Source organism: Amycolatopsis sp. WAC 04197 (genome assembly GCF_003947475.1).
In the GTDB taxonomy this organism is placed as follows: domain Bacteria; phylum Actinomycetota; class Actinomycetes; order Mycobacteriales; family Pseudonocardiaceae; genus Amycolatopsis; species Amycolatopsis japonica.
Genome location: NZ_QHJK01000007.1, coordinates 388,061 through 414,723 on the forward strand (window position 1 = coordinate 388,061; position 26,663 = coordinate 414,723).

Sequence of the window (26,663 nt, forward strand, 5' to 3'; positions counted from 1 at the left end):
GGTGCCGGATGTGCCGAAGGGGACTTTCGCCGCATCCCATGCGGCGAAAGTCCCCTTCGGCCAGATACCGTTGGCCCTCACCGGGCGAAAAGCAAGCCTCACACGGTGTCGAACTCCGACTCCAGTTCCTCGATCTCGTCCTTGCCCATGTCGACCAGTTCGAAGTCGGCGGCGGGTTTCCGCGCCGCGGGGACCTCGTCCGGTTCCTCCCCCAGTTCGACGAACGACGCGAGCCCCGCCGGGGTCCGGTACTCGAACACCTCCCGCGCGCCGAAGGTCATCCCCTCGCGCCGCGCCCGCGCCGCCAGCTGCATCGAGACGATCGAATCGCCGCCCAGCTCGAAGAAACTGTCGTCCGCGCCGACCCGCGCCAGCCCGAGCATCTCGGCGAACAGCTCGCACAGCAGCCGTTCGATCTCCGTGACCGGTTCCCGGCCGGCGATGTGCCCGCTGAAATCGGGTTCCGGCAACGCCTTCCGGTCGACCTTGCCGTTCGCGTTCACCGGCAGCGCGGCCAGCGCCATCACCACCGACGGCACCATGTACTCCGGCAGCAGCCCGGCGATCCGCTCCCGCAGCCGCACCGGATCCACCCCGGCGCCGGTCACGACGTACCCGATCAGCCGTCCATCGCGGACCGCCACCACCGCCTGGTCGACACCCGGCTGGTCCGCCAGTACCGCCTCGACCTCGCCCGGTTCCACACGATAGCCACGGATCTTGACCTGCGTGTCCGCCCGTCCGGCGAAGACCAGCTCGCCTTCGTCGTTCCAGTAGGCCAGGTCCCCGGTCCGGTACATGCGCTCGCCGGCCGCGAACGGGTCGGCGACGAACCGTTCGGCCGTCAGCGCGGTCCGGCCGAGATAGCCGTGCGCCACCCCGGCGCCCGCGATGTACAGGTCGCCCGCGACGCCCGGCGGCAGCGGCCGCAGGAAGACGTCCAGCACGTACAGCCGCCGTCCCGGATGCGGTTTGCCGATCGGCAGCGTCGTGCCGAGCTCGTCACCGGGCTCGATCACCTTCCACGACGCGCAGAACGTCGTTTCCGTCGGACCGTAGGTATGGAGCACCCGCAGGTCCGGGCACGCCTGCCGCACCCGCTCCACGGCACCGAGCGGCACCACGTCCCCGCCGGTCTGGAAGTACCTCAGTCCCGCGAAGCAGTCCGGCTTCTCTTGCACCAACGCGCGGAACTGGCCGGCAGTGAAGTTCACCGAGGTGAGGCCTTCCGCCGCGTGGGCGGCGAGCCGGTCCGCGTCGATCACGCCAGGGCCGGCGAGGATCACCCGCGCCCCCGCCACGAGCGGCACCAGGACCTCGTACAACGCCGGGTCGAACGTGTGCGGCGCGTGCATCAGCACCGCGTCGCCGGGGTGCAGGTCCCACACCTTGTACCCCAGCAGCGCCGCGACGCCGCCGTGCGAGACGGCCACGCCCTTCGGCGTCCCGGTCGACCCGGACGTGTACATCACGTACGCCAGATCGTTCGCGCCGACCGGCACCACCGAAGCCTCATCGGAAACGCGATCGTCCACGAGGATCCGCTGATATCCGGACGGCGTCGCGGTCCCGGCCCGGCAGACCACCGCGGCCGCCGAGGAATCCTCCAGCATGAACGCGACCCGCTCGGCCGGATAGTCCGGATCGATCGGCACGTACACCGCCCCGGCCTTCCAGACCGCGAGCCAGGCAGCCAGCAGCTCCGCCGACCTTTCGACCACCACGCCGACACGGTCGCCGCGCCGCACGCCCCGGGCGGTCAGCACCGTGGCGAGTTTCCCGGACCATTCGTCGAGTTCCGCGAACGACCATTCCCGCTCCGCGGCCACGATCGCCGTCGCGTGCGGGGTCCGGTCCACCTGACGGCCGAACATCTCCACCGCCGACGCCGCGCCGACGATGTCGTCCGTCTCGTTCCAGCGCTCGACGACCAGCGCACGCCCGGCGGCGTCCAGCACGTCCAGCCTGCCGACCGGCGTTCCCGGCTCCGCGATGATCTGCTCCAGCACCAGGGTGAGCCCGTCCAGCGCCGCCTTGGCGACGGAGTCCCCGACGACGTCCGCGTGATACTGCAGTTCGATTTCGAGGCTTTCGCCCGGCATGACACCCAGCGTGATCGCGTACGGCGTCGCCTGGTTGAAGTCCCGCAAGGTCAGGCTGAGCGCGGACGGCGAGTCGCTCGCCGGGTCGGCGTAGTTCTCGAACACGACGATCGTGTCGAAACCCGCCTCGCCCAGCTTCTGGATCTCCGGCAGGCCGAGATGGTGGTGAGCCATCATCTCCGACTGCCGCCCCTGCAGCTCCGTGAGCATCCGCAAGACCGGCTGAGCCGCGTCCAACCGCACCCGCACCGGCACGGTGTTGATGAACAGCCCCACGGTCTGCTCCGCACCGGGCAGTTCCGCGGGCCGTCCGGAGACCACCGCGCCGAACACCACGTCCTGACGGCGGGAAAGCCTCGCCAGCACCAGGGACCACGCGCCCTGGACGAGCGTGTTGAACGTCAGACCGTTGCCACGAGCGAAGTCGGCCAGCGCGGTGGTGAACTCCGGCGAATGACGGACCACTTCGCTCGACGGCAGCCCGTGCGCCTTCCCGGGGTTTTCCGGCAGCCCGAGCGCCGAGCCGTCGGCGCCGTCCAGCTCCGCGCGCCAAGCCGCCTTGGCGGCCTCCTTGTCCTGCTTTCCCAGCCAGGCCAGGTAATTCCCGTAGGAACCAGGGGCACGCGCGACACCACCCGTCGCGTAGATCTCGAGGAGATCCGCCTCCATGATCGCCCGCGACCAGCCGTCGATGAGCAGATGATGGCTCGTGGTCACCAGACAGTGCTTGTCCGGGCCGAGCCGGATCAGCATCAACCGCAGCAACGGCGGCCGCGTGAGGTCGAACCGCGTGGAGCGTTCCTTCTCCGCGATCACGGTCGCCTCGGCCAGCGCGTCCTCTTCGGACAGATCGGACAGATCCCGTTCGGCCCAAGGGAGTTTAACCTCCCGGGGGATGAGCTGGATCGTCTCGCCGTTCTTCCTCCGCTGGAAACTCGCCCGCAGCGCTGCATGCCTGGCGAGGACGAGCTCCCAGGACTTCCGGAACCGTTCCGTGTCCAGGGGTCCGTCGATGATCTGCGACTGCTGGATGAGATGGATGTCGGGCGCCTCGTCGTCCAACGAGGCGTGGTAGAGCATGCCCGCCTGCATCGGGGAGAGGGGCCAGACTTCGGCCAGTGCCGATCCAGTGTTCGTCGAAGTGTTCACGATGCCCGGCCTTCGCTGAGTTCCGCTGCCAATGCTTCGAAGCTCTCGATCTCGTCCTGGTCCAATTCGAGGAGACCGAAATCGGATGCGGTGTGCCCGCCCGCGGCGGGGTCTTCCGCTTGGGCGGCCAGCCCGGACAACACGGCCAGCAGTTCCCGGACGAGTCGTTCGATCCCGGCCTCGTCGAACACGCCGTCCGACCATTCGAGCAGGAGGATCAGTTCGGGCCCGTCCGGCAGGTCCTGGACGATCGCGTTGACGTCCAACCCGTGCGGCAGCCGCATGTCCGCGTCGATGGAGCCGCCGATCTCGCCCGTCTGCTGCCAAGCCCGCACGTCGCCACCGTCACCGGCGGCGAACCGCCCGAGGTAGTTGAACCCGATCCGCGCCGACGGCAGCTCCGCCAGCGAGAGCGCGGTCTCGGCGTTGAGGTAGCGCAGCAAGCCGTATCCGAGCCCGTCGCCGGGCACGGCGCGCGACTGTTCCTTGACGACTTTCAGCAACGTTCCCGCCGCCGCGTCCCCGGCGAGAACCCCGGCCAGGTCGATCCCGGAGACGTCGAGGCGCACCGGATGTGTGCTGGTGAACCAGCCCACCGTCCTGGACAGATCCATTCCCTCGACGGGATGACGACCGTGGCCCTCGACGTCCACCAGCACCGAATCCGTCTCGCCCCACCTCGCCACCGCTCCCGCGAGCCCGGCCAGCAGGACCTCGTGAACCCCGCAGTGGAACACCACCGGGGCCCGCCCGACCAGCACCGACGTCTCCGCCGAAGGCACCACCCACGACCGCGAGCGCACCTCGCCCACCGCGGCCTGCTGATTCCCGGTTCCGAGAATCGCCTGCCACGCGGGAAGTTCCGCGACCCGCTCGGCGGAGACGGCCCATTCCTCCAGCAGCCCCGCCCATCGCCGGAAGGACACGCCCACCGGCTCCAGTTCCGGTTTCCGCCCGGCGGCGACGGCCTCGCACGCGGCCTGCAGATCCGCCGCCAGGACCCGCCACGAAACCCCGTCGACCACGAGGTGATGCGCCACCACGATGATCCGGCCGACCCGTTCCGGTCCGGCGTCCAACCACACGGTTTGGACGACGACACCCGCGGCGGGATCCAGGCGTCCGACGGCCTCCCGGGCCGCGGCGGTCTCGTCCGGCTCGCCTTCGACCTTCACCCGCGTGAAAGTCCCGGCCACACCGCGTTCGCCGACCACCAGCCGTCCGTCGACGATCCGTGCCCGCAGCATGTCGTGCGTGTCCAGCACCGCCGTCAGGCCCGCGGTCAACGTCTCGTCCGTCAGATCCGCGGGAGCGCCCAGGACGATCCACTGCGCGAACCCCGGCGCCGCGACACCGTCCCCGAACAGCCGCATCACCGGCGTCATCGCGACTTCGCCGACACCATCGGCCGCCACGGCCGACTCCTGCTGGGGAACCAGCGTCACCAGTTGCGCGAGCCGTTCGGGAGTCCGGTGCTCGAACACCTGCTTCGGCGTGAGCGAGATACCGTCACGACGCGCGCGGGACGCGACCTGCATGGACGAGATCGAATCCCCGCCCAGTTCGAAGAAACTGTCCTCGACGCCGACCCGCGCCAGCCCGAGCACCTCGGCGAAGACCTCGCACAGGATCCGCTCGGCCTCGTTCGCCGGTTCCCTGCCGACCGTCTTCGACGAGAAATCCGGTTCGGGCAACGCCTTCCGGTCGATCTTCCCGTGCGGTGTCAGCGGCAGGACGTCCAGCGCCATCACGGCCGCGGGCACCATGTACGCCGGCATCCGCTCGGCGAGCTCGGTCCGCAGCGCCTCCGGGTCGACGTCGCCCGGCGACACGTAGGCCACCAACCGGCCCTCGCTTACGGTCACCGTCGCTTGGGTGACGCGCGGGTTGTTGGACAGCGCGAACTCGATCTCGCGCGGCTCGACGCGGAACCCGCGGATCTTCACCTGGTCGTCGGCCCGGCCGGCGGACACCAGCTCGTCCTCGTCCGTCCAATAGGCGAGGTCGCCCGTCCGGTACATGCGCTCGCCGGGGACGAACGGATCGGCGACGAACCGCTCGGACGTCAGCGCCGCGCGGCCCAGATATCCCCGCGCCACCCCGATTCCGGCCAGGTACAGCTCACCGACGACACCCCGCGGCAACGGGCGCAGGAACGCGTCCAGCAGATAGCCGCGGACACCGGCGATCGGCCCGCCGAACGGGATGATCTCGCCGTGCGGCGCCAGCGGCATGCTCACCGTCGCGCAGATCGTGGTCTCGGTCGGCCCGTAGGCGTTCAGCATCCGGCGGTCGGCGGAAAGCCGGTCCACCAGTCCCGGCGGGCAGAGCTCGCCCGCCGCGGTCACCGTCTTCACCCCGGCCGGGAAGACGTCCACCGTGGCCAGCACGGACGGCGGCGCCTTCACATGCGTGACGTCCCAGCGCTCCAATGTGTCGCTCAACGACGCCTGCGGCGGCAGATCCTCGTCCGGCGGCATCACCAGCGTCGCCCCGGAAAGCAACGCCATCATCACCTCGGACACGATGGTGTCGAAGCCGAGCGCCGCGAACTGCAGCACACGGGACGACGGCGTCACGGCGAGCCGTTCGATATGCGCCATCGCCAGGTTGCCCAGGCCCGAGTACGTGACGATGACGCCCTTCGGCACCCCCGTCGAACCCGACGTGTAGATCACGTACGCCGCGTCGCGCATCCCCACCTTCGGCAGGGCCGCCTCCGGGGCCGCCGCCAGGTCGAGTTCGTCGAGCACGACGATCCGGTCGGCGAACTCCTCCGGCACCGCGTCGCGGGTCTTTCCTTGACACACCACCAGCATCGGATCGGCGCTGCCGAAGATCAGCTTCACCCGCTCGGCCGGATACGCGGGATCCACCGGGACGAAGACACCGCCCGCCAGCGAAACCCCGAGCATCCCGATGAGCCACCACGCGGACCGTCCGGCCACGAGCCCGACCCGGCGTTCGCGGTCGACCCCGCCCGCCCGCAGGACGGCGGCGAACCGCGTCGCGCGGTCCCACAGTTCCGCGTAGGTCAGGTCGCCTTCGCCGTCCGTGACCGCCACCGCGTCCGGCCGCTCGGCCGCCATCCGCCCGATCAGCTCCGGCAGCGGCACGCCGTCCAGCAACGCGGGTTCCCAGCCGGGCAACGGGATCTCGCCCATTCCGGTCCGCCCGACGAGGGCGGCCGGATCCTCGACGACGGCGCCGAGCGCGCCGACGAACCAGTCGAGCAGGGAATCGGCGACGGCCCGGTCGATCTGCCCGCGCCAGTAGGCGAGCTGGATCCGGAACCCGTCGCCCGGGATCACCCCGACGGTCACCGGGTAGTGCGTCCCTTCGACCGTGCCCAGATACGAGAACTGGTCGGCGAAATCCCGCGGATAGTTCTCGAACACCAGCAGCGTGTCGAACATCGCGCCGGGTCCGGCCGTCTTCTGGATCTCCGTCAATCCCAGGTGCTGATGCGGCATCAGGGCGACCTGACGCCGCTGCAGGCCGGTGAGCATGTCCACTATGGACTGTGTGCCGTCCAGTGAGACCCGCACCGGGATCGTGTTCATCATCAGTCCCGGCATCGCTTCCACACCGGGAAGTTCGGCGGGACGGCAGGCGACCGTGGTGCCGAACACCACGTCGGTCCGCCGCGCGAGCCGCGCCAGCACCAGCGCCCACGCGCCCTGCACCACCGTCGCCAGCGTCAGGCCGTGGTCGCGGGCGAAATCGGTGAGCCGCGTATAGAGCTCCGGCGCGAGATGGGTGACGCGGTAGTCGTAGTCCGTCGCCGCGTCCGATTTGGCGACCAACGCGGGCACGTCGATGTCGGACAGCTCCGCCCGCCACGCCGTGCGCGCCGCTTCCTTGTCCTGCCTGTCCAACCACGCCAGATAGTCGCGGTACGAGGCGGCCGTCCGCTCCGGGAAACCCCCGGCGGTGTAAGCCGCCGACACCTCGTTGAGGATCACCGCCACCGACCAGCCGTCGGTCAGGATGTGGTGATTGACCACGAGCAGCCGATGCCGGTCTTCACCGACCTTGATCAGGACGAGCCGGAACAGCGGCGCCTTGGTGAGATCGAACCGGTCCCGCTGCTCCGCCGCGGACAGCGCCTTGACGGCCTCCTCGACGTCCGTGCCGGAGAGATCGACCTCGCGCCACGGCAGGTCGACGTGGCCGGCGACGGCCTGCACCGCCTTGCCCGAGGCGAGCCGGTGGAAGGTCAGCCGGAGCTCGGGGTGCCGGGCGAAGACCGCCTCCCACACCGAACGCAGCCTGGCGACGTCCAGCTCGCCGGTCAGCTCCACGATCCACTGGGTCTGATAGATGTCGGGACCCTGGTCGTCGAGGGTCGTCTGGAAGAGCAGGCCCGCCTGGAGCGGCGCCAGCGGCCAGACCTCCACGGCGTCCGGGACCGCGGCCGCGAGTTCCGCCTCGTCTTCCGCGGTCAGCTCGATCAGCGGACCGGTGACCTGCTGATCGGCCGCCACGGCACCCGCCACGGCGGCCAGCCGAGCTGGGGTCTGCTCCCGGAAGATCTGCGAAGGCGTCACCAGTAGGCCGGCCTTCGCGGCACGGGCCGCCACGCGCACCGCGAGGATCGAATCCCCGCCCAGCGCGAAGAAGCCGTCGTCGACGCCCGCACCGGCCGAACCGGTCACTTCGGCGAACAGTCCACAAAGGACACGCTCGGTCTCGGTGACGGGTTCGCGTCCGCCCGCCTTCGCCGTGAAGTCGGGGGCGGGCAACGCCGCCCGGTCGACCTTGCCGTTGCCGGTGAGCGGCAACGCGTCCACCGTCATCACCACGGCGGGGACCAGGTGGTCCGGCAGTACCGCGCCGAGCCGCTCGCGGACGAGGGCGGGATCGACGTCCGCCACGACGTACCCGATCAGCCGTCCGTCGATCGGCACCACGACGGCCTCGTGGACGTCCGGCTGGGCGGTCATCGCGGCCTCGACCTCGCCGGGTTCGACGCGGAACCCGCGGATCTTCACCTGGTCGTCCACGCGGCCCGCGAAGAGCAGCTCGCCGTCCGGTGTCCACTTCGCGAGGTCGCCGGTCCGGTACATCCTTTCGCCCGGCGCGAACGGATCCGCCACGAACCGCTCGGCCGTCAGCCCTGGCCGGGCGAGGTAACCGTCGGCGAGACCGGCGCCGGACAGGTACAGCTCGCCGACCACGTCCGGCGCCACCGGCCGCAGCGCATCGTCCAGCACCCAGGCCTGGCGACCGGAAAGCGGATGGCCGATCGGCAGGACCGAAACCGGCTCGTCCTCCGGTTCGAGCACGTACCAGGTGGCGCACAGCGTCGTCTCGGTCGGCCCGTACAGATGCCGGATCCGCGCGCCCGGCGCGGCCTGCCGGACGCGGTCCACCGCGTGCGCGGGCACCAGGTCCCCACCGGTCAGGATCTCGCGCAGCCCCGCGAACGATTCCGGCGCTTCCTCCGCCACCGCACGGAAACTGCCCGCGGTGAGATGCGCCCGCGTCACCCCGCGTGCGACCGCCTCCCGCAGGCGCCGGGCGTCCACCGGCCCCGGCTCGGCGATCACGACCCTGGCACCCGACACCAGCGGGACCCAGATCTCGCACAGGGACGCGTCGAAGGAGTGCGGCGCGTGCATGAGGACCGCGTCGTCGGGTTCCATCGCCCAGCCCGGATCCCCCACCAGTTCCGCGACGCTGGAGTGCGGGACCGCCACGCCCTTCGGCTTGCCCGTCGACCCGGACGTGTACATCACGTACGCCAGGTCTTCCGGGCTCGCCGGGACGGCCGCGGCCTCGCCCGCGTCGTCCGTGACGAGCATGGACTCGATCCCCGCCGGGACGCCGTCGCGGGTCGCGGCGGAGCACAGCATCAGGGACGCGCCCGAATCCTCGACCATGAACGCCACCCGCGGCGCGGGGTACGAGGCGTCCACCGGCACGTAGGCCGCGCCCGCCTTCCAGACGGCGAGCAACGCCACCAGTAGCTCCGCCGAGCGGTCCAGCATGACCGCGACCCGGCGGGCGCCGCGGGCGATCAGCCGCCCGGCCAGCCTGCCCGCGAGCTCGTCGAGCTCCCGGTAGGTGAGGATCCGGTCCCCGTCGGCCACGGCCACCGCGTCCGGTGCCCGGTCCACCTGCCGGGCGAAGAGGGCCGGCACGGTCGACGCGGCCTGCGCTGCGGAACTCATCGTCATCCTCCGTAGACCACGGTGTCCAGCGGTTCAGGCTCTTCGTCGAACTCGTCTTCCTCGGGCTCCGGTTTGGCCGCGTTGTTCTCCGGCCTGGCGAACTGCGTGTGATAGAGCTCCGAGTACAGCCCGCCCCGCGCCAGCAACTCGTCGTGCGTGCCGCGTTCACGGACCGTTCCGCCGTCGATCACGAGGATCTGGTCGGCCTCGCGGATCGTGGACAACCGGTGCGCGATCACCAGCGACGTCCGGCTGCGCAGCGCGGTCTTGAGCGCCCGTTGGACGGCGGCCTCCGACTCGGAGTCCAGATGCGCGGTCGCCTCGTCGAGCACGACGACCGTGGGCGCCTTCAGCAACAGCCGCGCGATGGCGAGCCGCTGCTTCTCCCCGCCGGACATGCGGTAGCCGCGATCGCCGGTGACGGTGTCGAACCCGCGGGGCAGGGACTGGATCAGCTCCCAGATCTGCGCCCCCTTGCAGGCTTCGATCAGCTCGTCCTCGGTGGCCGTCGGGCGGGCGTAGAGCAGGTTCTCCCGGATCGTGTCGTGGAAGAGGTAGGCGTCCTGGCTGACCACCCCGACCGTCCCGCGGATCGAGTCGAAGGTGAGGTCGCGCAGATCGTGGCCGTCGAAACGGACCGCTCCCGAATTCGGGTCGTACAGCCGCGACACCAGATGCGTGATGGTGCTCTTGCCGGCGCCGGACGGGCCGACGAGTGCCGTGAGGGTTCCGGCAGGGGCCTCGAAGCTGATGCCGCGCAGGACGTCCGCCGTGACGTCGCCGTGTTCCCGTTTGGTCCGCAGGTGCTCGAGCGACGCCAGCGAAACCTCGTCCGCGGTGGGATAGCGGAACGCCACGTCGTCGAACTCGATACCCGGCGCGACGTCCTTTTCGAGCTCCTTCGCGTCCGGGCGTTCCTGGATCAGCGGCTTCAGATCGAGCAGCTCGAAGATCCGGGAGAAGCTCACCACGACGGTCTGCGCGGTCTCCTGCATCCCCGACAGCTGCGTGATCGGCCCGAACAGGCGCCCGAGCAGGGTGGCGATGGCGATGAGCGTCCCGAGCTGGAACGCACCGTCGATCACGAGCCCGCCGCCGACGCCGTAGACGACCGCCGTGGCGACCGAGGCCATCAGCGCCATCATGGCGAAGGACATCCGGGCCCAGATGGAGATGCTCACGCCGATCTTGCGGATCTTCCCGGCGCGCGTGCGGTAGTCGGCCATCTCCTCGTCCGGGCGGCCGAAGAGCTTGGAGAGCATCGCGCCCTGGACGTTGAACCGCTCGTGCAGCAGGCCGCCGAGGCCGGCGTTCGTCTCCATCAACGTGCCCGTGCGCCGCTGGATGATCCGGCCCACCCAGATCCAGGGCACGACGAACAGCGGCACCAGCACCAGGGTGACGAGAGCGACGAGCCAGGACAGGTAGAACAGTTCGGCCAGCACCAGCAGGACGGTGACCACGCTGGTGGCCGCCATCAGCAGATGACCGAACGCCTGCTGCGCCATGATGAGCTCGGTGTGCAGCCTGCCGACCAGCACCCCGGTCTGAGTGCGGGTGAAGAACGCGATCGGCAGGCGCCGGACGTGATCCAGCGCCTGCACCCGGAGGTCGTAGGTGACGCCCTCCCCGATCTTCGCGGAGACGTACGCCGACATCAGCGACAACAACGCGCCCGCGACGGCCAGCCCGGCGGTCAGGACCGCCATCAGGATCACGACACCGAAGTCGTTCTTGAGGATGCCGCCGTCGATGAGTTCCTTCATCAGCAACGGGGTCGCGATGACGACGAACGCCTCCATCGCGGCGATGAGGACGAAGAGCGCCACCTTGCCGACATGGGGACGGAAGTACGCGAGGACTCTGCGCACCGTCCCGGGGCGGACCCGGTTCGACCAGGGATCGGGGTCGTCATCGCTCTTGGGCGACGCCCCGAAGCGCAACATTACTTCCATTTGGGCATCCCTCTCACGCACGAAGTCGGCGAGCTCAATCGTGCTGAATCGTGTCGATGTCCACGAGTCGCCCCGGGAACACCGCGGTCTGTTCGTCCACAAAGGACTTGCGTGTTCCGCCCCCGAGCACGCGAGTTCCGGCTCCAAGCACGCATGGACGTGGCTGAATCACTCGCTACCCGATGGCCGGGATCCGGCCGTGGCCGTCCACGCCCCGGCGCAGCAGTTCCGTCAGATCGTCCAGGTCACCGGCCCGCAGCGCGGTGGCCGCCGCGGCGAGATCGGCCGCGATACGGTCGAGCACCGCCGCCACCGGAACCGCGTTGCCGGAGAGGATCCTCCGCCACAGCAAAGGATTTCCGGCCGCGATCCGCGTGACGTCCCGTAACCCCTGCCCGGCGAGGCTGAGGGCGACGTCGTCGCCGGCGGCCAGGCTCGCCGCCACCGCCGAGGCGGCCACGTGCGGGGCGTGCGACACCAGCGCCACCGCCGAGTCGTGCTCGGCGGCGCCGACGGTGACGACCTCGGCCCCGCACAGCGCCACCAGTTCGCGGGTCAGCCGCAGTGCCTCAGTTCCCGTTCCGGGGCCGGGGCACAGCGCCCAAGGGCGGCCGGCGAACAATCCCACCCGGGCGGCCGCCGGACCGGACCGCTCCCGGCCGGCGAGCGGATGCCCTGGTACGTAAGAGGTCATGTCGCAGCCGAGGCGCTCCGCGTCGGCGATCGGATCGACCTTGACGCTGGCCACGTCGGTGTACGCCCGCGCCGCGCCCTGCTTCTGGAGTTCGGCCAGCCGCTCCCCCACGAGCTGCGGCGGGACGGCGATCACCGCCAGATCCACTTCCTCGCCGGTCCATTCGCGCCCGGCGCCGAGCTCCCGCGCCACCCGGACGGCTTGCGCGTCGATGTCGGAGAGATGAACCGCCACACCCTTTTCCCCAAGGGACAACGCGGCCGAAGTGCCGATCAGGCCGGTGCCGACGACAAGCGCCTTCTCGATGGTCACAGCTACTTCTTAGGCCGCCCACCCGGTGATGTCGAGCGGCGGGGCCTGGGCACCACGCACGAGAAAAGGGGACTTTCACCGCGTGGAGCGGAAAAGTCCCCTTCGCCCGGCCCGTGCCTACCCGATGCCGTCGGCGCTCATCGTGCCGCCAGATCGGTCGCCCGGTTCTCCAGATGATCCGCGAACCCCGCCCAGACCCGGGCGTGATCCCTGGCGAAACCGGCGACCACGCCGTAGAGATGCGGCGGGACACCGTGCAGGATCCGTTCCCATTCCTGCCCGTCCATGGAGTGCATGGCGAGCATGCGCAACAGGATCCGGCCGACCTCGCTCAGCCGCAGCGCCGGGTCGGCCTTGAGCCGCTCCAGCACGGTGAGCCGTTCCCGGTCCAGCGAATGACCGAGGTCGGTTTCGGTGAGGCTCAACGGATCCGGTTTGGTCCGCAGTCTCCTGCTCCCGTCCGGGGTCGGGCTCTCCCCACGCTCCAGCCTGCCGCGCACGTCCCGCACCGTCTCCGGGGAGATGCCGACCTGCTTGGCGACCTGGCGGAGCGACAGGCCGGGATCGTTGCGGATCAGGTCGGCGGCGAGCTTCCGCCGCTCCGAACTGTCCACTGGACGGATCCGCCCGTCCCGCCCGATCCTGGCGCCGCTGCCGCCTTCGCCGCCGCGTTTACGCAGGTCCGCCACCGTGCCGGCGGAAATGCCGGTCGCCGAGGCCACCCGCCGGTCGGACCACTGCGGATGCGTCCCGATGATCTGGACGGCCGCCCGTTTCCGATCCGCGAGCGAAAGCGGCAACCCGTGCCGGATGTTCGCTTCCACCGCGAGGACGAAGGCGTCGGACTCGGCGCCGTCGATGAACCTCGCGGAAATTTTCGTATCGCCCCTGACTCGTGCCGCCTTCAGCCGGTGCAGGCCATCGACCACCTGCATCGTCGGGCGGTGAACGAGAATGGGCGGAAGCTCCCACTCCGCCGACAACAGTGTCTCGACGTGCTCTGGATCCTCGCCCGAAGTCCGCGGCGAACAGGCAGAAGACAGTCTCGACAGCTCGATTTCGACGACAGGGAGAGCGGACAAGTCAACTCTCGTCGGATCCACCTAGCCCCCATTGAATCTGTTGATTCATCAACTATTTGGACACGCCACGAAAACCCCACCGTCCAACTGCCCGGCTTCGGCGGTTGGACACCATGAACCCGTCCGATGCCGGCCTCGGCCGTTGGACGGGATGTCCTCGACGGTGAGGATCCCTCAAGCGCCACGGGCGGAACCGCGTGCGAGCGGCCCGCCACAACGGTCTCCCAGTTGACCGTTTGGCGCGTATTCCGACGAACTACCGAAGCTGAACGGCATCCTCCCATCGCCCCGACGGCGATCTGCGAGACGAACACTGACGGAACCGCTGCCCGCTTCGTGCGAGGTCTCGGACATGTCCGATCTTACGGTTTCGGTTCAGAGGTTCGGCGAGTGAAGTCTTTGGTCTGCCTCGTGGTCGCGAGTCACCCGACGCGTCCCCCCTGTCCCCAGTAAAGCGCGCACACCATGTCAGCCCCAGCTGATGCGCACATGTGCAGCATGGCATGAACAATCCATGTCGGCAATTGACGAACAGTGTGATTTTCGTAGTGAAGGGCGTCCCCAAGATCAATATCCGAAACTCCGCATGCGGTATTGACTCGATTGACGAACATAAGTAAGAACCCGCGTACACGCTTGTCCGGGCACTCCGGATTGGGCTGTTCGCAGGCTCCATTAGGCCGTTCGCGCGGCTTGCCTTCTACTCGGAGGATCACCGCCCCCGCCGGTTCACGTTCCGTTCTTCGACACTTGTTCACACGAACGGCCGAGCCCGCTTCCCACGGTCTGGTCGGCGTGGAACGCCGGGAGCAAAGTGAGGCCCGGCATGATGTAAAGCGGTCAGCCCCAGGCCATCCACGACGTCGTGGCACCCCCGGCAATTCATGGGATGAAATGGTGTTCGTGACCGGTTGGAGGGATACACCCGTAAAACGTGAAGGCCCCCTTCCCTCGGCTGAGCCGGGGGAAGGGGGCCTTCACGCGCGCCCGTCTACTCGATGGGGAAATCGAAATAGGTGTCCGGGTAAGGCTCGTCCTTCAGGGTGTAGTGCCACCACTCGCACTCGTACGAGCTGAAGCCCGAGCCCTCCATGACCGCGCAGAGGTGCGCGCGGTTCTTCGCGGCCTCTTCCGGCACACCGTCGGCACCGTGGTGCGAGACGACGTCCATCAGGTCGTGGTCGCCGCCCATGTCGGCGAGCTCACCGGTGTCCAGGCGGTAGAGCGTCAGGTCCACCGTGCTGCCCCGGCTGTGCCCGGACTTGGTGGCCACGTAGCCCTGTTCGAACATCTGCGGCCGCTCGATGTTCGGGTAGTGCCTGGCCTTCTTCCGGCCGTCCTCGGGCTCTTCCGCCCAGCGCATGAAGCGGTCCACGGCGCGCTGCGGGCGGTACACGTCCCAAAGGAGCAGGCCGAAGCCGAGCTCCGCGGCCTTGTCCCGCGCCTTTTCCAGCGCCGCGCAGAACGCACGCGTGCCGACGACGCGGTTCACCAGGTAGCCGTCCACCGGCTTGCCGGTGAAGTTGTCCCACGTGGCGTACTTCGCGTCCCACCGGATTCCGGAGACGACCTCGTCGACGAAGACGAAATCATCCCTCATTCGGCACGCCCGCCAGCGTCAGCTTCACCAGGCGGTCGATCACGTCGCCGAGCGAGAGGCCGGCGGCGTTCATCATCCGCGGGTAGCGGCTGTACGAGGTCAGGCCGGGCAGGGTGTTGACCTCGTTGAGCACGACACTGCCGTCCTCCTTGAGGAACAGGTCCACCCGCGCGAGCCCGCTGCAGCCCAGCGCGCGGTAGATGACCTTGGCCGTCTGCTGCACGAGGTCGCGCGATTCGTCCGGGATGTCCGCGGGGACGATGAAGGTCGAGTTCTCGGAACCGGTCTCGGGGCTCTCCTCCTGGTGGATCTTGAAGAAGCCGTGGGTCAGCGCGACCCGGTCGACCTCGCCCGCGAACAGGTCCTCGCCGTCGCCCAGGATCGAGCAGCCGATCTCGCTGCCGATGACGGCCTCTTCGATCAGGATCTTCGCGTCGTACTGGCGCGCCTCCGCCAGCGCGGCGGGCAGCTCTTCCTTCGAGGAGACCTTGCTGACGCCGAACGACGAGCCGGAGCGGGCCGGCTTCACGAAGACCGGGTAGTTCAGCTCGTCCGGATCGACGTCCTTGTCCGGCGTGACGATGTGGAACGTCGGCGTCGCGATACCGGCACCGTTGACGACGGAATAGGTGAGGGACTTGTCGATGCACATGACCGAGCTCGGCAGGTCGCAACCGACGTAGGGGATGCCGGAGATCTCCAGCAGGCCCTGCATCGCGCCGTCTTCACCGAACTTGCCGTGCAGCACCGGCAGCACCACGTCGAGGGCGATCGTCTCGTACTTGCCCTCGTCCAGGACGAGCAGACCGTGCACCCCGCGGTCCGGCGACACGACGGCCGGCCGGACGTTCCCGTTCTCCCAATCCTCGGCGGGGCCGTCGCACAGCATCCAGGAGCCGCTCCGGGTGATCCCGATGTAGTACGGCTCGTACTTCTCAAGGTCGAGGTTCTTCTGGACCTCACGCGCAGATTTGATGGAGATAGGATGTTCTTCGGAAAGCCCGCCGAACAGAATTCCGATTTTCAGCCTACCCATACTACTTCCCGCTTTCGAATTGGAGACAATTGATGATGGAGTTTTCAACAGTGTCACTCAGTGCGTGGTCCGTGTAATAAGCGGTATGCGGACTGATGAGCACGTTCGGCAGCTTTTCCAGCCGCAGCAACGTTTCGCTCTCGAGCGGCTTGTTCCGGCAGTCGGCGTAGAAGATGCCTTCCTCTCCTTCGACGACGTCCAATGCCGCTCCGCCCAGTTTTCCGTCTTCCAGCGCCGAAATGAGGGCTTCGGTTTCGATGAGCGGGCCACGTCCGGTGTTGATGATGTACGCGCCGTCCTTCATCCGCTCGATGTTCTTCCGGTCGAGAAGATGATAGGTGTCCGTATTGAGCGGCACATGGAGCGTCACGATGTCGCTCTGCTGGAGCAATTCGTCGAGCGGGACGTAATCGGCCGACGCGGTCAGCAGCGTGTCGTAGGCCAGCACCCGGCAGCCGAAACCACGCAGCCGGTCCAGCACCGCGACCCCGATCCGCCCTGTTCCGACCACGCCGACGGTCAGATCGCGCAGCTCTTTCCCGCGCACCTCGTTCAGCCGGTAGTCGTGCACCTCGGTCCGGCGGACGATGGACTTGGCGTCGCGCACCGCCATCAGCATCAGCATCAGCGTGAAATCGGCCACGCTGTCGGGCGAGTAGGCGACATTGCCCACGGTGATACCGACGCTCGCCGCGTATTCCACATCGATGTGGTTGAAGCCGATACTCCGGGTGGAGATGTATTCGACACCCGCTTTGCCGAGTTCGAGAAGAATGGAGTTCGTGACCTTGGTCTTGTGACCGATACTGATGCACCGATTTCCGGAGACCAGCCCGATATTGGCCTCGGATACCGGCTCGTCCACAATGGTCGGAATCACGCCGAAACGAGGAGCCATCTCCCGGAACAAGGCGGCCTCGTCCGATCCGCAACCATAAATCGTGATTCCCCTCGCCAAGACGGCCGAGGAGGAGGCGGACGCCGGCGATCCGGTGCGGGGGGCAGCTGATCGCGCTGGTTCGCTGTGGGTCATGCCCGACATTGTAGGCAGCGCGTTGTTGCCGCTTCTTATGGGGTTTTCGATGCCCCGACAATAAGTTACCAACTGGTAGCGCCGAGTGCACGTCGTTGTCGCTCACCTGCGCCGCACAGCTCTACCGCAGATCTTGCCCACCTCCCCCGGACGCCGGAACCGCCCCGTGACCGATGCCACAAAGCCATCCGGACACGAGGTCCGCGAGGTGTTCGGGGGCGTCCCTGGCCACCAGGTGACCCGCCGACGGGACGCGGACGACGGTGACCTGACGGCCCGCCGCGCGCAGACGGCCGACATCGGCGTCGCGCAGCGGCGATCCCTGGCCGCCGTGCACCACCAGGATGGGCAGGTCCACGGCCCCGGCCGTGGCGAGCAGGGCGGGACCCGAGCCGAGGACGTCGTCCACCAGGCGGGTGTAGCGGCCGGTGAGCCCATGGAAGTCGAGCCACGAACGCGCCCTGCCCGGCTCCAGGTCGGGTACGACGTCGACGAGCACGAGCCCCGACGCGCGCGCCGCGACGGCGGGATCCGCGAGCGCCGCGATGGCGGCCAGGCCGCCGACCGAGGCGCCCACCAGGACGACCGGCGCGGACTGGCTCGCGATCATCCCGGCCACGTCGTCGGCCAGGGCCCGGAGCGTGGTCGCCCGGCCGGAGCTGTCGCCGTGTCCGCGCAGGTCGAAGGCCACCGACCGGAAGCCGTTCCGGGCCAGCACGGCGGCGACCGGCGTCCAGACCTCGCGGCGCTCGCCGCCCGCGTGGAGCAACAGGACCGTCGGACCGGCGCCGGTCACCGTGCCCCGCAGGGTGACCTCGCCCAGGTCGAGGCTGATTTCGGTACGCATGGCATCCCCCTTACCTTGGACCGTCAAGGTAACGCAGATACCTTGGCCCATCAAGGTACGATCCGCTCGTGACGACTTCCCGCGCACGACGGGCGCCCGAAGAAGCCCGGCGGCTGATCCTCGACGCCGCCGCTGCCCTGCTCGGCGAGTCCGGCGTCGCCGCCGTCCAGATGCGCGCCGTGGCCGCGCGGGTCGGCATGACCGACGCCGGCGTCGCCCACCACTTCGGCAACCGCGAGAAGCTGCTCGCCGAACTCCTCCGGCACGGCGGCCGCCGTCTCCGGGACGCGCTTCAGGACCTGCTCACCAGCTGGCTGGACCATGACGCCGACCTGCTGGAATTCGTCGAAGCCCTGCACACGCTGTACCGGGACGGCTACGGCGAGCTCGCGGTGGCGCTGCACGCGGCGGGCTGGCGCGACCCGGGGAGCGGGATGCTCGACCCGGTCGTCGACGCCCTCCACCGGCTCCGGCCCCCCGGCGGCTCACTCGACGACACGCGGCTCGCCGTCGCCGCCCTGCACCAGGCGATGGCCACGGAGCCCCTGTACGGAAGCGATTTCCGGCGCAGCGCCGGGCTCACCGGTGCCGGGGCCGACGACTCGTCCGCTCAAGTGCGCTGGTGGGCGCGTCAGCTCCATTCGGCGCTCGGGCTCAGGCCCGATACGGCCCCTGGTCCCCGAGATCCGGGCTCACCCGCGGGGTCCCGCCCTCCTGCCCCGGCACCGGGGTGACCGTCGGCTCCCGCACCGGTTCGACGTCATCGTCCGCGCGCTTCCGCCGCCGCGTGCCGACCGCCACGTCATCCTCGCGCCGCCGGGCGAGCACCGACAGGGTGAGCACGTGGGCCACCGCCATGAGCAGCAGGAACACGCCCAGCCTGCCGACGAACGCGGCCGTCGAACCGGACCAGTCCGGGGCCACGACCGCCAGCAGCGCGAGCATCCCGATCGCCGCCAGATGGAAGACCGTCACCACCATCCAGGCCACCGACCCGCTTCCCTCGCGAGCGTCCGGCGCGGTCAGGAAGCGGCGGGCGCCGCGGTACAGGACCTGGCCGTCCGCGACGACGAAGATCAGGCCGATGATCAGGAAACCCGGAAGTTCGTTGTCGGGCATCGTTGCCTCCTCCGTTTCGCGGGGGATACCCGCGGAACGCCGGGAGACGGGCTTCATGCCTCGATCGTGTGACCCGGCCGGGTCCGTGAAGGCCTCCTTGAGGGACTCGTTTTGGCGGGCGAATGTCCCCAATGCGGCATTGGGGACGCTGAGCGTCTCCGATGCCACATTGGGGACACACGCATAAGTCCGTGAAGGCCTCCTTGAGGGACTCTGGGTCCCTCAAGGAGGCCTTCACGGACCTGCGAGACGCCACACAAGCCCCATGAGCACCAGCAGTCACAGCGGCCGCGCGTGAAGGCATCCCCAGGTACATGAAGGCCCCCATCCTTGCGCCTAGGTACAGGAAGGGGGCCTTCACGTACTTCAGCGAATGCCCTGCGCCAGCCGTTCCCCCAGGCCTTCGACGTCGTCGAGCGCTGCTCGCAGCTCGGCGGCGTACTCCTCGGCCCCGGCCCGCAGGCCCCGCTCGACGACGTCCACGGCGTCGAACGTCGAGACGTCCCCTCCACTCAGCGCCGCGACGGATTCCTTGACGACGGCGCCGAGCAGCAGTTCTTCGGGGACCCCCGGCGCCCCCTCCAGCGGCCAGACGAGGTCGTCGAGCACGCTTTGCCCGCCGACTTCGCGGACCAGGCCCGCCGCGGTGCTCCCCGGCACCCGGAACCCCTCCGGCAGCACCGCGCGGACGCTCATGTTGTGCGAAAGCCAGTACAGCAGCTGCGCATTCACTTCCAGCTTGACCGGCTTCGGCGCCAACCACAGCGTGAGGTTCACGTAGTACTCCGTGAGGCGGTCGAGTACTTCGCCGCCCTTTTCGAAACCCCACAGGTTGATGTCGAAATAGTGGTGCCAAGTGGCGTCGGCGACGATTCGCCCGACGCCGGCGGCCGCGCCGTCGTACACACAGGACACGCCGTAGACCTGGCCGTTGCGCTTGTCGGTGCCCTGCGCGACGATTTCGGGTTTCGGCTGCCCCGCACGGCCGGACGGCCAGACATCCGCCGGGAATTGCGCCGGGATGACCAGCTGCCCCTCGTGCATGTGGTCGGGGAAGATCGTGATCGGCCCCCGCCGTCCCTGGAACAGCGCGTGCGGCCTGCCGAACCGCTTCCGCAGGATCAGCTCCTGCGGGTACGGGTCGAGATCGTTCGGAATCGGGTTGTTGATGTCACTGCCCCACGGATCCGGCTGGTGGGTGTTGTGGCTGAACTCGACACTGGCGTCCGGCCGGTCGTTCCAGACCCGCAGCTCACCCGCGCGCGGGACCCGGTGCCCCAGCGCCCGCCCCAGGTTCAGGTAGTCGGGCAGCGACGGGTCCGCGCCCGGCGGACGCGGATTCGAGTGGTCGCCGCAGATGAGCACGCCACCACCGGCGTCCATCCACGAGCGCAGCGCGGCGACCTCCGCGTCGACGAGTTCGTTTTCCGGTTCCCCCGGCATGTTGGACTGCAGGATGCCGAAGAACCACACCTGCTCGTAGCGGCCGAGCACTTCGGAAGTGAGTTTGTTGGCGGCGTGCCCGCCCGCGTGCCGGTTGATCAAATCGATCTCGAACTCGGCGAAGAATGGCTGATTCCCCAAAAGGAGATCACGGATGATTCCCAAGGAGAAGCCGCCGTTACCCGAGAAGCCGACGACATCGGTGTAGAACAGGATTCTGATCTTCGGTTTGGCGAACGGGCTGACTTGATCAGCGACGAGACGCGCGTCGAACATCGGTATTCCCCCTTGCTTGAAGCGCCATGCCGTCCTCCCCGGCGGCGCCCTCCCTTCCACGTATACCGGAAATTCCGATGATCGTGCAGGCACCGGAGCGCGCCCGAAAGGGCGGCCGCGCGCCACTTTTCGCCCGCGCCGGGTGATCTTCGGAAACCGGCGGCCTGTCACCGTGGAACGCCGATCCGTCCTCCCGGAAGGTGCCAGATGGTGCGAATATCGTTCGCCGCATTCCCCGCGTACCGGTTCCGCCGCCGGAAAACCAGCGGGCGACAGAAAACCCGGAACCTCACGAAACGGCCGCCCCCGATTCCGGCGCCACCTCCCGCGACCGGCACACCGTTTCCCCGCGCGCTGGTGGTGCTGCTGGGATCCGCCGCCGCGGTCGTCGTGCTGGCCGGCCTGAACGCCGTCGCCTGGCTGGCCGGGCCCGTGTTCCTCGCCCTCGTCATCGTGATCACCCTCGACCCGGTGCGGACCTGGTTGCGCGGCAAGGGTTTCCCGCGCTGGCTCACGGTCGCCGTCCTGGTCGTCACCGTCTACGCCGCGTTGCTCGCGCTCTTCCTGGTGGTCGTGGTCTCCCTCGCACAGCTTTCCGCCCTGCTCCCCCGCTACGCCGGGCAGGCCGACGAACTGCTCCGTGACGGGACGGCGTTCCTCGGCCGGTTCGGGGTCGGCGAACCGCAACTGCGCGAAATCTTGTCCACTATGGACACGGGCAAGCTGATCGGGTTCGCCGGATCCCTGCTCGCCGGGGTCGGCGGCCTGGTCACGAACCTGGCCTTCCTGCTCGCCTTGATGCTCTTCCTGAGCACCGAATCGGCGTGGGCCGGGCAACGGCTCGGCCGGATCTCGCGGGATCGGCCGTGGGTGGGCGCGGCGTTGCGGCGGTTCGCCTTCGGCACCAGGCGATACCTGGTCGTGACGACGGTGTTCGGCGGGGCGGTGGCGATACTCGACACGATCGCGCTCGCCCTGCTCGGCATCCCGGCGGCCGTGCTGTGGGGACTGCTGTCCTTCGTCACCAATTACGTGCCCAACGTGGGTTTCGTGATCGGGGTGGCCCCGCCCGCGCTCATCGCGCTCCTCGACGGCGGCTGGCGCGCCATGCTCGTGACCATCGCCGTGTACGTTCTGCTGAACTTCGTGGTGCAGTCGCTGATCCAGCCCCGGTTCGTCGCCGAGTCGGTCGGTCTGTCCACTTTGGTCACCGTACTCGCGCTGGTGTTCTGGACCTGGCTGCTCGGGCCGCTCGGCGCCGTCCTCGCCGTGCCGGCGACGCTGCTGGCCAAGGCGCTGCTCATCGACGTCGATCCGCGGGCGCGCTGGGCCGAGGCGCTGCTGTGCTCGCCGGATCGCCGGAAGGGCTGACCGCCCGCTCAGGTCAGGCCGTGGTGGCGTGCGACCACCACGGCCGACCGGCGGTTGTTCACCCCGAGCTTGCCGTAGATCGACCGGACGTGGGTCTTCACCGTGTTGACCGACACCGTCAGATCCGACGCGATCTCGTCGAGGGAACGCTGGGACGGCAGCCGCCGCAGCACCACCTGCTCGCGATCGGTCAGTTCGCTGGCCGGGGTGTTCGGCACGAGACGCCCGCGGACCGTCTGCGCGAAGCGGTCCAGTGAGCCGAAACCGCCGGAATGGTCGATCAGCAGGTTCCTGACGCGCGGTTCGGCGAGCGCGAACGGGCGGATCAGCCGTTGCGGCCGCGCGAGGGTGAGCGCGCGGTCGAGCGCCTGCAGCGCCAGGGTCCGCCGGTGGGAACGCAACGCGAGCGCGGTCTCGGCCAGGCGGGTGTCCACCGGCGTGGCCGGCAGCAACGCGGGAGCGGATTCGGTGGCACGCAGGACCTTTTCGGCGAGGTCGGTCTCCTCGACGGCGAGATGTGCCCGGATCTGCAGCAGGGCCAGTTCGGCGGTGCCGGACAAGCTTTCCTGTGCCCAGGCGAACACTTCGGCCGCGTGCAGACCCTCACCCACCACGAGCGCCGCGTGGTGTTCGACGACCGTGCACATCCCGGTGATCTCGCGGGGCAGTTCGAGATCCGCGAGCCGCCGCCGGGCCGCCCGCATGGCCTGCGATCCCGCCGCCCGGTCGCCGCCGTCGAAGCGGACCATGCCTTCGAAGAAACCCCGCAGTGGCCCCAGAACCGGCGCGGAGACGGGCACTTCCGCCCGCGGGGCCCTGCTCAACTCACCCGCGGCCGCCACGGGTTCGAAGCGCATCAGATCGTCGTAGGCGAGCATGAGATGGCATTCGGCGACGCCCGGGGCGCGGCACCAGCCGTGCCGCCGGGCGACGGCGAGTGCTCCGATGCACGCGCGCCGCATCGCCGTGTGGTCACCGAGCAATCCCGTCGCGACGGCGAGCGCGAGTCTGCTGTGCAGGACGAGATGTTCGAGCCGTTCCCCGTGGGCGAGGCGCAGCGCGGCTTCGGCACGGGCGACGGCGTGCCGGCGGGCGCCCCGGTGCAGTGCCCGCCAGACCAGGTCGACCTTGTCCCACGCGACCGACTCCGGCGACCGCGTCACCGTGCGTTCGGGCGGCCCGTTCCCGGTCACCAGTGCGAGATGGGGTGCGGCCAGCCGTCGCAGTCCGTCGTCACCGAGGTCGGTGGCGGCGGCGGTGAACTCCCCGCGCTGGACGTGTTCCAGCGCGGACGCCAGCCGGAGCCGGGGACTCGCGCTCAACGCCCCCTCGCCCAGATAGGCGAGCGCGCCCCGGACGAGTTTCCCGTCTCCTGCCAGCACTTGGCGCACCGCGTGGTCGCGTGCCAGGCGTAAGGCGCCCTGACGGTCCCGGCCCGCGACGGCGTGCGTCAGCGCTTCCCCGAACCGCCCTTCCCCGGCGTACCAGCGGGCGGCGATCCCCTGCAGCCGCCGTGCCCGCGCCGGGGACCGGCGCGTCAGCTCCGCCTGCAGGAAACCCCGCAGCGGCGCGGGAAGCCGGTAGGTGTCGGCCGGCGTGCGCACGACCAATCCGGTCTCGCGCTCCAGCTCGTCCAGCGTCACCCCGGCGTCCGGCGAACCGGTCAGCCGCGCCGCGAGCGCCGCGCTCACGTTGTCGCAGACACTGACGCACAGCAGCAGATCCGACGTCGCGGATGGCAACCGCGAGAGCACCTCGTCGGCGAAGAACCGGGCCACGGCGAGCTCGTCGCCCCCGACGGCCGCGACGAGCCCGTCCGCGTCCTCGGCCTCGCGCACCGAGACCGCGGCCCAGCCGAGCGCGGCGGCCCATCCCGCGGTGCGCTCGGTCAGTTCGCGGACCCGGTCCTCGCCCACCGTGGCCCCGGTGGACCGAAGCAGGTGCGCCGTTTCCTCCACGCTGAAGCGGAGTTCGGCGGCGCCGAGCCGCGAAAGCGCGCCTTCGACCGCCAGGCGGGCCAGCCGCAGTTTCGGCTCGACGCGGGTGGCCAGCACCAGCCGCAGCATCGGCGGCTGGTGCCGGGCCAGCGCGGCGAGCGCTTCCACCGGCTCCGGACGGGAGATCTCCTGGACGTCGTCCAGGACGAGCCACACCGGTTCACGCAGTCCGGTGAACACGTCACCGAGATCGGCGAGGAACTCGGTGCGCCGTCCGGGTGACGGTGGCCCGAGCCGGAACTCCGGGAGGCCGAGGTTCCGGCGCAGTGAGAGGAGGACGGCCGACCACAGACGGCGCTCGTCGTTGTCGTCTTCGTCCAGCGACACCCAGGCCACGTCCCGCCGATCGCGGGCCCAGCAGGCCAATGCGGTGGTCTTGCCGGAACCGGCGGGCGCCCGGAGCACGGTCACCGGCCGGGTTCCGGCACGGTCGAACAGGGCCGTGAGCCGGGCGCGCGGGACGAAGATCCCCGGCACGCGTGGCACCGTCACCTTGGCCGAAGGAATCCGCCAGGACCGCGATGTCGTTCGAGCGGGCAAGTCAACCTCTCGATCGTCCGAAGGATCGCGACCCCGGCGAGGCCACGACTGTACTGGTCAGCGGGTCACCAGAGCTCGTCCGAGGTTTCGTCCCCGTGCACGAGCACGGCCCAGATCACCAGGACGTCGAGGGCGATGACGACCACGCCCCAGATCGGGTACGCGGACAGGAACACCAGCTGCGCCAACGCGTTGAACCCGGCGAGCAGGACGGTGACGACGCGGGCCCACGGCGCCCCGGTGAACAACGCGCTCCCCGCGAACACGGCGAGGACCCCGACGATCAGATGGATCCAGCCCCAGGCGCCGAGATCGAAGACGAGCAGCCCCGACGGGCCGAGCAGGTAGTAGTTCTGTTCGAACAGCGCGACCAGTCCCTCCACCGCGGTGAACAGGCCGGCCATGATGGTGATCGACGCGGCGAACCAGACCCAGCCCGATCGCCGCGACACCCTCGCGGCGTGTTCCGGCGGGGACGACGGGCCGGTGCCCGCCGTGGTGGTCCAGTGATGCGCTCTTTCGCTCATGGTCCCTCTTTTCGGAAGCGGGGCTGCGGACCCGGGCGATCATGGTCGGTCCACCGTGACGGCGGCCTCCCCCGCGCCAGGTGAGATCAGGGCCGCGATCCCGCCGGTCCGCCTCATCCCGCCCGGGCGATGCGGGGGTGCCGCCGCCCGGAGCACAGTGCGGCCTCCGAGCACCGATCCCGACCGAGGAGGACACACCATGAGTTCGCTGACCGTATGGGCCTTTCCCACCGCGGACGGCGCGGAGAACGCGCTCGCGCTGCTCGAACGGTTGCAGAAACAACAGCTCATCAAGATCGCCGACGCGGCTTATGTCACCTGGCCGGAGGGCAGGAAGAAGCCGAAGACCAAGGACCTCGGTTCGCTGACCGGCGCCGGCGCGCTCGGCGGCGGGTTCTGGGGACTGCTGTTCGGCCTGATCTTCCTGTTGCCGCTGCTGGGAATGGCCGTCGGCGCGGCGATCGGGGCGCTGACCGGCTCGCTTTCCCGCGTCGGCATCGACGACGACTTCATCGCCGCGGTCCGGGCCAAGGTCACGCCCGGCACGTCCGCGTTGTTCGTGATGGCGGACGGCGCCGTGCTCGACCGGGTGGCCGAGCCGTTCAAGGAGACCGGGGCCGCCTTGGTCACCACGAATCTCACCGACGAGGAAGAGACGCGGTTGCGTGCCGCGTTCGGCGAGTTCGCCCTCCCCGAACGGCTCTGATCCCGGCCGCGGGTTTTCCCGATTCACCGCGCGATCGGGAAAACCCGCGACGGCAGTTCCCGGACCCGGTGCACGGAGTCCACGCGCATCCCGAGCGCTTCGAGTGCGCACAGAATGCGCGAAACGCTTCTTTGCTCGGTCACCGTGCCGAAGACGATCAGCTCGCGGCCGACCGGGACCACGAACATTCCCCGGAAATCGTCTACCGCCCGGTTCGCCTGTTCGGGGATTCGGCCACTGCCCCGGAAGACGTAATTCATTCCGGCCAACGGGCTCATCGGTTCCCCTTTCCCCGCCCGGCCAGGTACCAGGCCGCGGCGAGTACCGCCAGGTCGACCGCCGCCATGATCGAAGACCAGGTGTGCCACGGCAGGAAGAGCATTCGGGCGAACAGGTCGAGACCGGCCCGCGCGGCGAGCCGGATCGAGGTCACCGAGGTCAGCGCGGCGAGCAGGACGGCGAGCGAGAAGAACCCCGTCTCGGGCCCGACCCGGCCGGTCCCCAGCAGGTCGAGTACCGCGAACTCGGCGGGACCGATCCAGAAGAACTGTGTCGCGACGAATACCGACGTCGGCCGTTTCCGGCCATTCCCTTTTCTCCGGCAATCTCCACGGGCCATCACGCGGCACACGATTCTGGGTGCGCTCGCCCTTTTCCTCGCCCAGCGCGGGTGAGACCGCCGAATTGCCTGGCAGTAT

Annotated in this window: 18 protein-coding genes; 3 read left to right on the forward strand and 15 right to left on the reverse strand. The window is 69.3% G+C overall.

Annotated elements, in window-relative coordinates:
- Window positions 1–98 precede the first annotated feature (98 nt).
- From DMC64_RS43315 to DMC64_RS25845, 9 genes are all read right to left on the reverse strand, one after another.
- Entirely contained in the window at window positions 99–3,251 is a 3,153-nt protein-coding gene (locus DMC64_RS43315; protein WP_125735621.1) for a non-ribosomal peptide synthetase, read from the reverse strand.
- Window positions 3,248–9,427 (reverse strand): non-ribosomal peptide synthetase, encoded by a 6,180-nt coding sequence (locus DMC64_RS25810; protein ID WP_158634255.1) that lies wholly within the window; start codon window positions 9,425–9,427, stop codon window positions 3,248–3,250. The genes DMC64_RS43315 and DMC64_RS25810 overlap by 4 nt, the downstream gene beginning before the upstream one ends.
- A gap of 2 nt (window positions 9,428–9,429) precedes the next feature.
- The gene (locus tag DMC64_RS25815; RefSeq protein ID WP_125735622.1) at window positions 9,430–11,382 is read right to left on the reverse strand and encodes an ABC transporter ATP-binding protein; all 1,953 of its coding nucleotides are present in this window, start codon (window positions 11,380–11,382) and stop codon (window positions 9,430–9,432) included.
- Between the two features lie 175 nt (window positions 11,383–11,557).
- Window positions 11,558–12,388 (reverse strand): prephenate dehydrogenase, encoded by an 831-nt coding sequence (locus tag DMC64_RS25820; protein WP_125735623.1) that lies wholly within the window; start codon window positions 12,386–12,388, stop codon window positions 11,558–11,560.
- A gap of 137 nt (window positions 12,389–12,525) precedes the next feature.
- On the reverse strand, window positions 12,526–13,323 hold the full coding sequence (locus DMC64_RS25825) for a helix-turn-helix domain-containing protein (RefSeq protein WP_037346381.1): 798 nt from the start codon (window positions 13,321–13,323) through the stop codon (window positions 12,526–12,528).
- Window positions 13,324–14,461: 1,138 nt separating this feature from the next.
- Window positions 14,462–15,070, reverse strand: coding sequence for a D-Ala-D-Ala dipeptidase VanX (gene vanX / locus DMC64_RS25830; protein ID WP_125735624.1), 609 nt, complete (start codon window positions 15,068–15,070; stop codon window positions 14,462–14,464).
- On the reverse strand, window positions 15,060–16,106 hold the full coding sequence (vanA-Ao2, locus tag DMC64_RS25835) for a D-alanine--(R)-lactate ligase VanA-Ao2 (protein ID WP_037346376.1): 1,047 nt from the start codon (window positions 16,104–16,106) through the stop codon (window positions 15,060–15,062). The genes vanX and vanA-Ao2 overlap by 11 nt, the downstream gene beginning before the upstream one ends.
- A gap of 1 nt (window position 16,107) precedes the next feature.
- The gene (gene vanH / locus DMC64_RS25840) at window positions 16,108–17,139 is read right to left on the reverse strand and encodes a VanH-AOV family D-lactate dehydrogenase (RefSeq protein WP_081976009.1); all 1,032 of its coding nucleotides are present in this window, start codon (window positions 17,137–17,139) and stop codon (window positions 16,108–16,110) included.
- A 121-nt stretch (window positions 17,140–17,260) separates the two neighbouring features.
- Entirely contained in the window at window positions 17,261–17,986 is a 726-nt protein-coding gene (locus DMC64_RS25845; protein WP_125735625.1) for an alpha/beta fold hydrolase, read from the reverse strand.
- 68 nt (window positions 17,987–18,054) lie between these two features.
- Here DMC64_RS25845 and DMC64_RS25850 point away from each other — a divergent pair, with 68 nt between their 5' ends.
- Complete coding sequence (locus DMC64_RS25850) at window positions 18,055–18,720, forward strand: TetR/AcrR family transcriptional regulator (protein WP_233629807.1); 666 nt, start codon at window positions 18,055–18,057, stop codon at window positions 18,718–18,720.
- Here the strand turns inward: DMC64_RS25850 and DMC64_RS25855 are convergent.
- A complete protein-coding gene (locus DMC64_RS25855) occupies window positions 18,641–19,105 on the reverse strand; it encodes a hypothetical protein (RefSeq protein ID WP_125735626.1) in 465 nt (154 codons plus the stop codon). The two genes, DMC64_RS25850 and DMC64_RS25855, sit on opposite strands and share 80 nt — an antisense overlap.
- 366 nt (window positions 19,106–19,471) lie before the next feature.
- Complete coding sequence (locus tag DMC64_RS25860; protein WP_125735627.1) at window positions 19,472–20,824, reverse strand: hypothetical protein; 1,353 nt, start codon at window positions 20,822–20,824, stop codon at window positions 19,472–19,474.
- Between the two features lie 207 nt (window positions 20,825–21,031).
- On the opposite strand from DMC64_RS25860, the gene DMC64_RS25865 reads away from it, so the two are divergent.
- Window positions 21,032–22,195 (forward strand): AI-2E family transporter, encoded by a 1,164-nt coding sequence (locus DMC64_RS25865; protein ID WP_125735628.1) that lies wholly within the window; start codon window positions 21,032–21,034, stop codon window positions 22,193–22,195.
- An 8-nt stretch (window positions 22,196–22,203) separates the two neighbouring features.
- Here DMC64_RS25865 and DMC64_RS25870 read toward each other — a convergent pair whose 3' ends face one another.
- Window positions 22,204–24,684 (reverse strand): LuxR C-terminal-related transcriptional regulator, encoded by a 2,481-nt coding sequence (locus DMC64_RS25870; RefSeq protein WP_125735629.1) that lies wholly within the window; start codon window positions 24,682–24,684, stop codon window positions 22,204–22,206.
- 113 nt (window positions 24,685–24,797) lie between these two features.
- Window positions 24,798–25,259: a hypothetical protein gene (locus DMC64_RS25875; protein ID WP_125735630.1), complete on the reverse strand. Its 462-nt coding sequence runs from the start codon at window positions 25,257–25,259 to the stop codon at window positions 24,798–24,800.
- 199 nt (window positions 25,260–25,458) lie between these two features.
- Here DMC64_RS25875 and DMC64_RS25880 point away from each other — a divergent pair, with 199 nt between their 5' ends.
- Window positions 25,459–25,965 carry a DUF1269 domain-containing protein gene (locus tag DMC64_RS25880; RefSeq protein WP_125735631.1) on the forward strand — a complete coding sequence of 169 codons (507 nt, stop codon included), beginning with the start codon at window positions 25,459–25,461 and terminating at the stop codon, window positions 25,963–25,965.
- 23 nt (window positions 25,966–25,988) lie between these two features.
- Here DMC64_RS25880 and DMC64_RS25885 read toward each other — a convergent pair whose 3' ends face one another.
- Both DMC64_RS25885 and DMC64_RS25890 read right to left on the reverse strand, forming a co-directional pair.
- Window positions 25,989–26,243 (reverse strand): hypothetical protein, encoded by a 255-nt coding sequence (locus DMC64_RS25885; protein ID WP_233629808.1) that lies wholly within the window; start codon window positions 26,241–26,243, stop codon window positions 25,989–25,991.
- A complete protein-coding gene (locus DMC64_RS25890) occupies window positions 26,240–26,584 on the reverse strand; it encodes a hypothetical protein (protein WP_125735808.1) in 345 nt (114 codons plus the stop codon). Before DMC64_RS25890 ends, DMC64_RS25885 begins: the two co-directional genes overlap by 4 nt.
- Window positions 26,585–26,663 lie beyond the last annotated feature (79 nt).

What these genes read in the sequence shown, in the direction of transcription:
- DMC64_RS25810 (WP_158634255.1), bottom strand. Translation starts at nt 9,427, where the DNA reads ATGAGTTCCGCAGCGCAGGCCGCGTCGACCGTGCCGGCCCTCTTCGCC.
- DMC64_RS25815 (WP_125735622.1), bottom strand. Translation starts at nt 11,382, where the DNA reads ATGGAAGTAATGTTGCGCTTCGGGGCGTCGCCCAAGAGCGATGACGAC.
- DMC64_RS25825 (WP_037346381.1), bottom strand. Translation starts at nt 13,323, where the DNA reads ATGCAGGTGGTCGATGGCCTGCACCGGCTGAAGGCGGCACGAGTCAGG.
- vanX (WP_125735624.1), bottom strand. Translation starts at nt 15,070, where the DNA reads ATGAGGGATGATTTCGTCTTCGTCGACGAGGTCGTCTCCGGAATCCGG.
- vanA-Ao2 (WP_037346376.1), bottom strand. Translation starts at nt 16,106, where the DNA reads ATGGGTAGGCTGAAAATCGGAATTCTGTTCGGCGGGCTTTCCGAAGAA.
- vanH (WP_081976009.1), bottom strand. Translation starts at nt 17,139, where the DNA reads ATGACCCACAGCGAACCAGCGCGATCAGCTGCCCCCCGCACCGGATCG.
- DMC64_RS25845 (WP_125735625.1), bottom strand. Translation starts at nt 17,986, where the DNA reads ATGCGTACCGAAATCAGCCTCGACCTGGGCGAGGTCACCCTGCGGGGC.
- DMC64_RS25855 (WP_125735626.1), bottom strand. Translation starts at nt 19,105, where the DNA reads ATGCCCGACAACGAACTTCCGGGTTTCCTGATCATCGGCCTGATCTTC.
- DMC64_RS25860 (WP_125735627.1), bottom strand. Translation starts at nt 20,824, where the DNA reads ATGTTCGACGCGCGTCTCGTCGCTGATCAAGTCAGCCCGTTCGCCAAA.
- DMC64_RS25865 (WP_125735628.1), top strand. Translation starts at nt 21,032, where the DNA reads ATGGTGCGAATATCGTTCGCCGCATTCCCCGCGTACCGGTTCCGCCGC.
- DMC64_RS25875 (WP_125735630.1), bottom strand. Translation starts at nt 25,259, where the DNA reads ATGAGCGAAAGAGCGCATCACTGGACCACCACGGCGGGCACCGGCCCG.
- DMC64_RS25880 (WP_125735631.1), top strand. Translation starts at nt 25,459, where the DNA reads ATGAGTTCGCTGACCGTATGGGCCTTTCCCACCGCGGACGGCGCGGAG.
- DMC64_RS25885 (WP_233629808.1), bottom strand. Translation starts at nt 26,243, where the DNA reads ATGAGCCCGTTGGCCGGAATGAATTACGTCTTCCGGGGCAGTGGCCGA.
- DMC64_RS25890 (WP_125735808.1), bottom strand. Translation starts at nt 26,584, where the DNA reads ATGGCCCGTGGAGATTGCCGGAGAAAAGGGAATGGCCGGAAACGGCCG.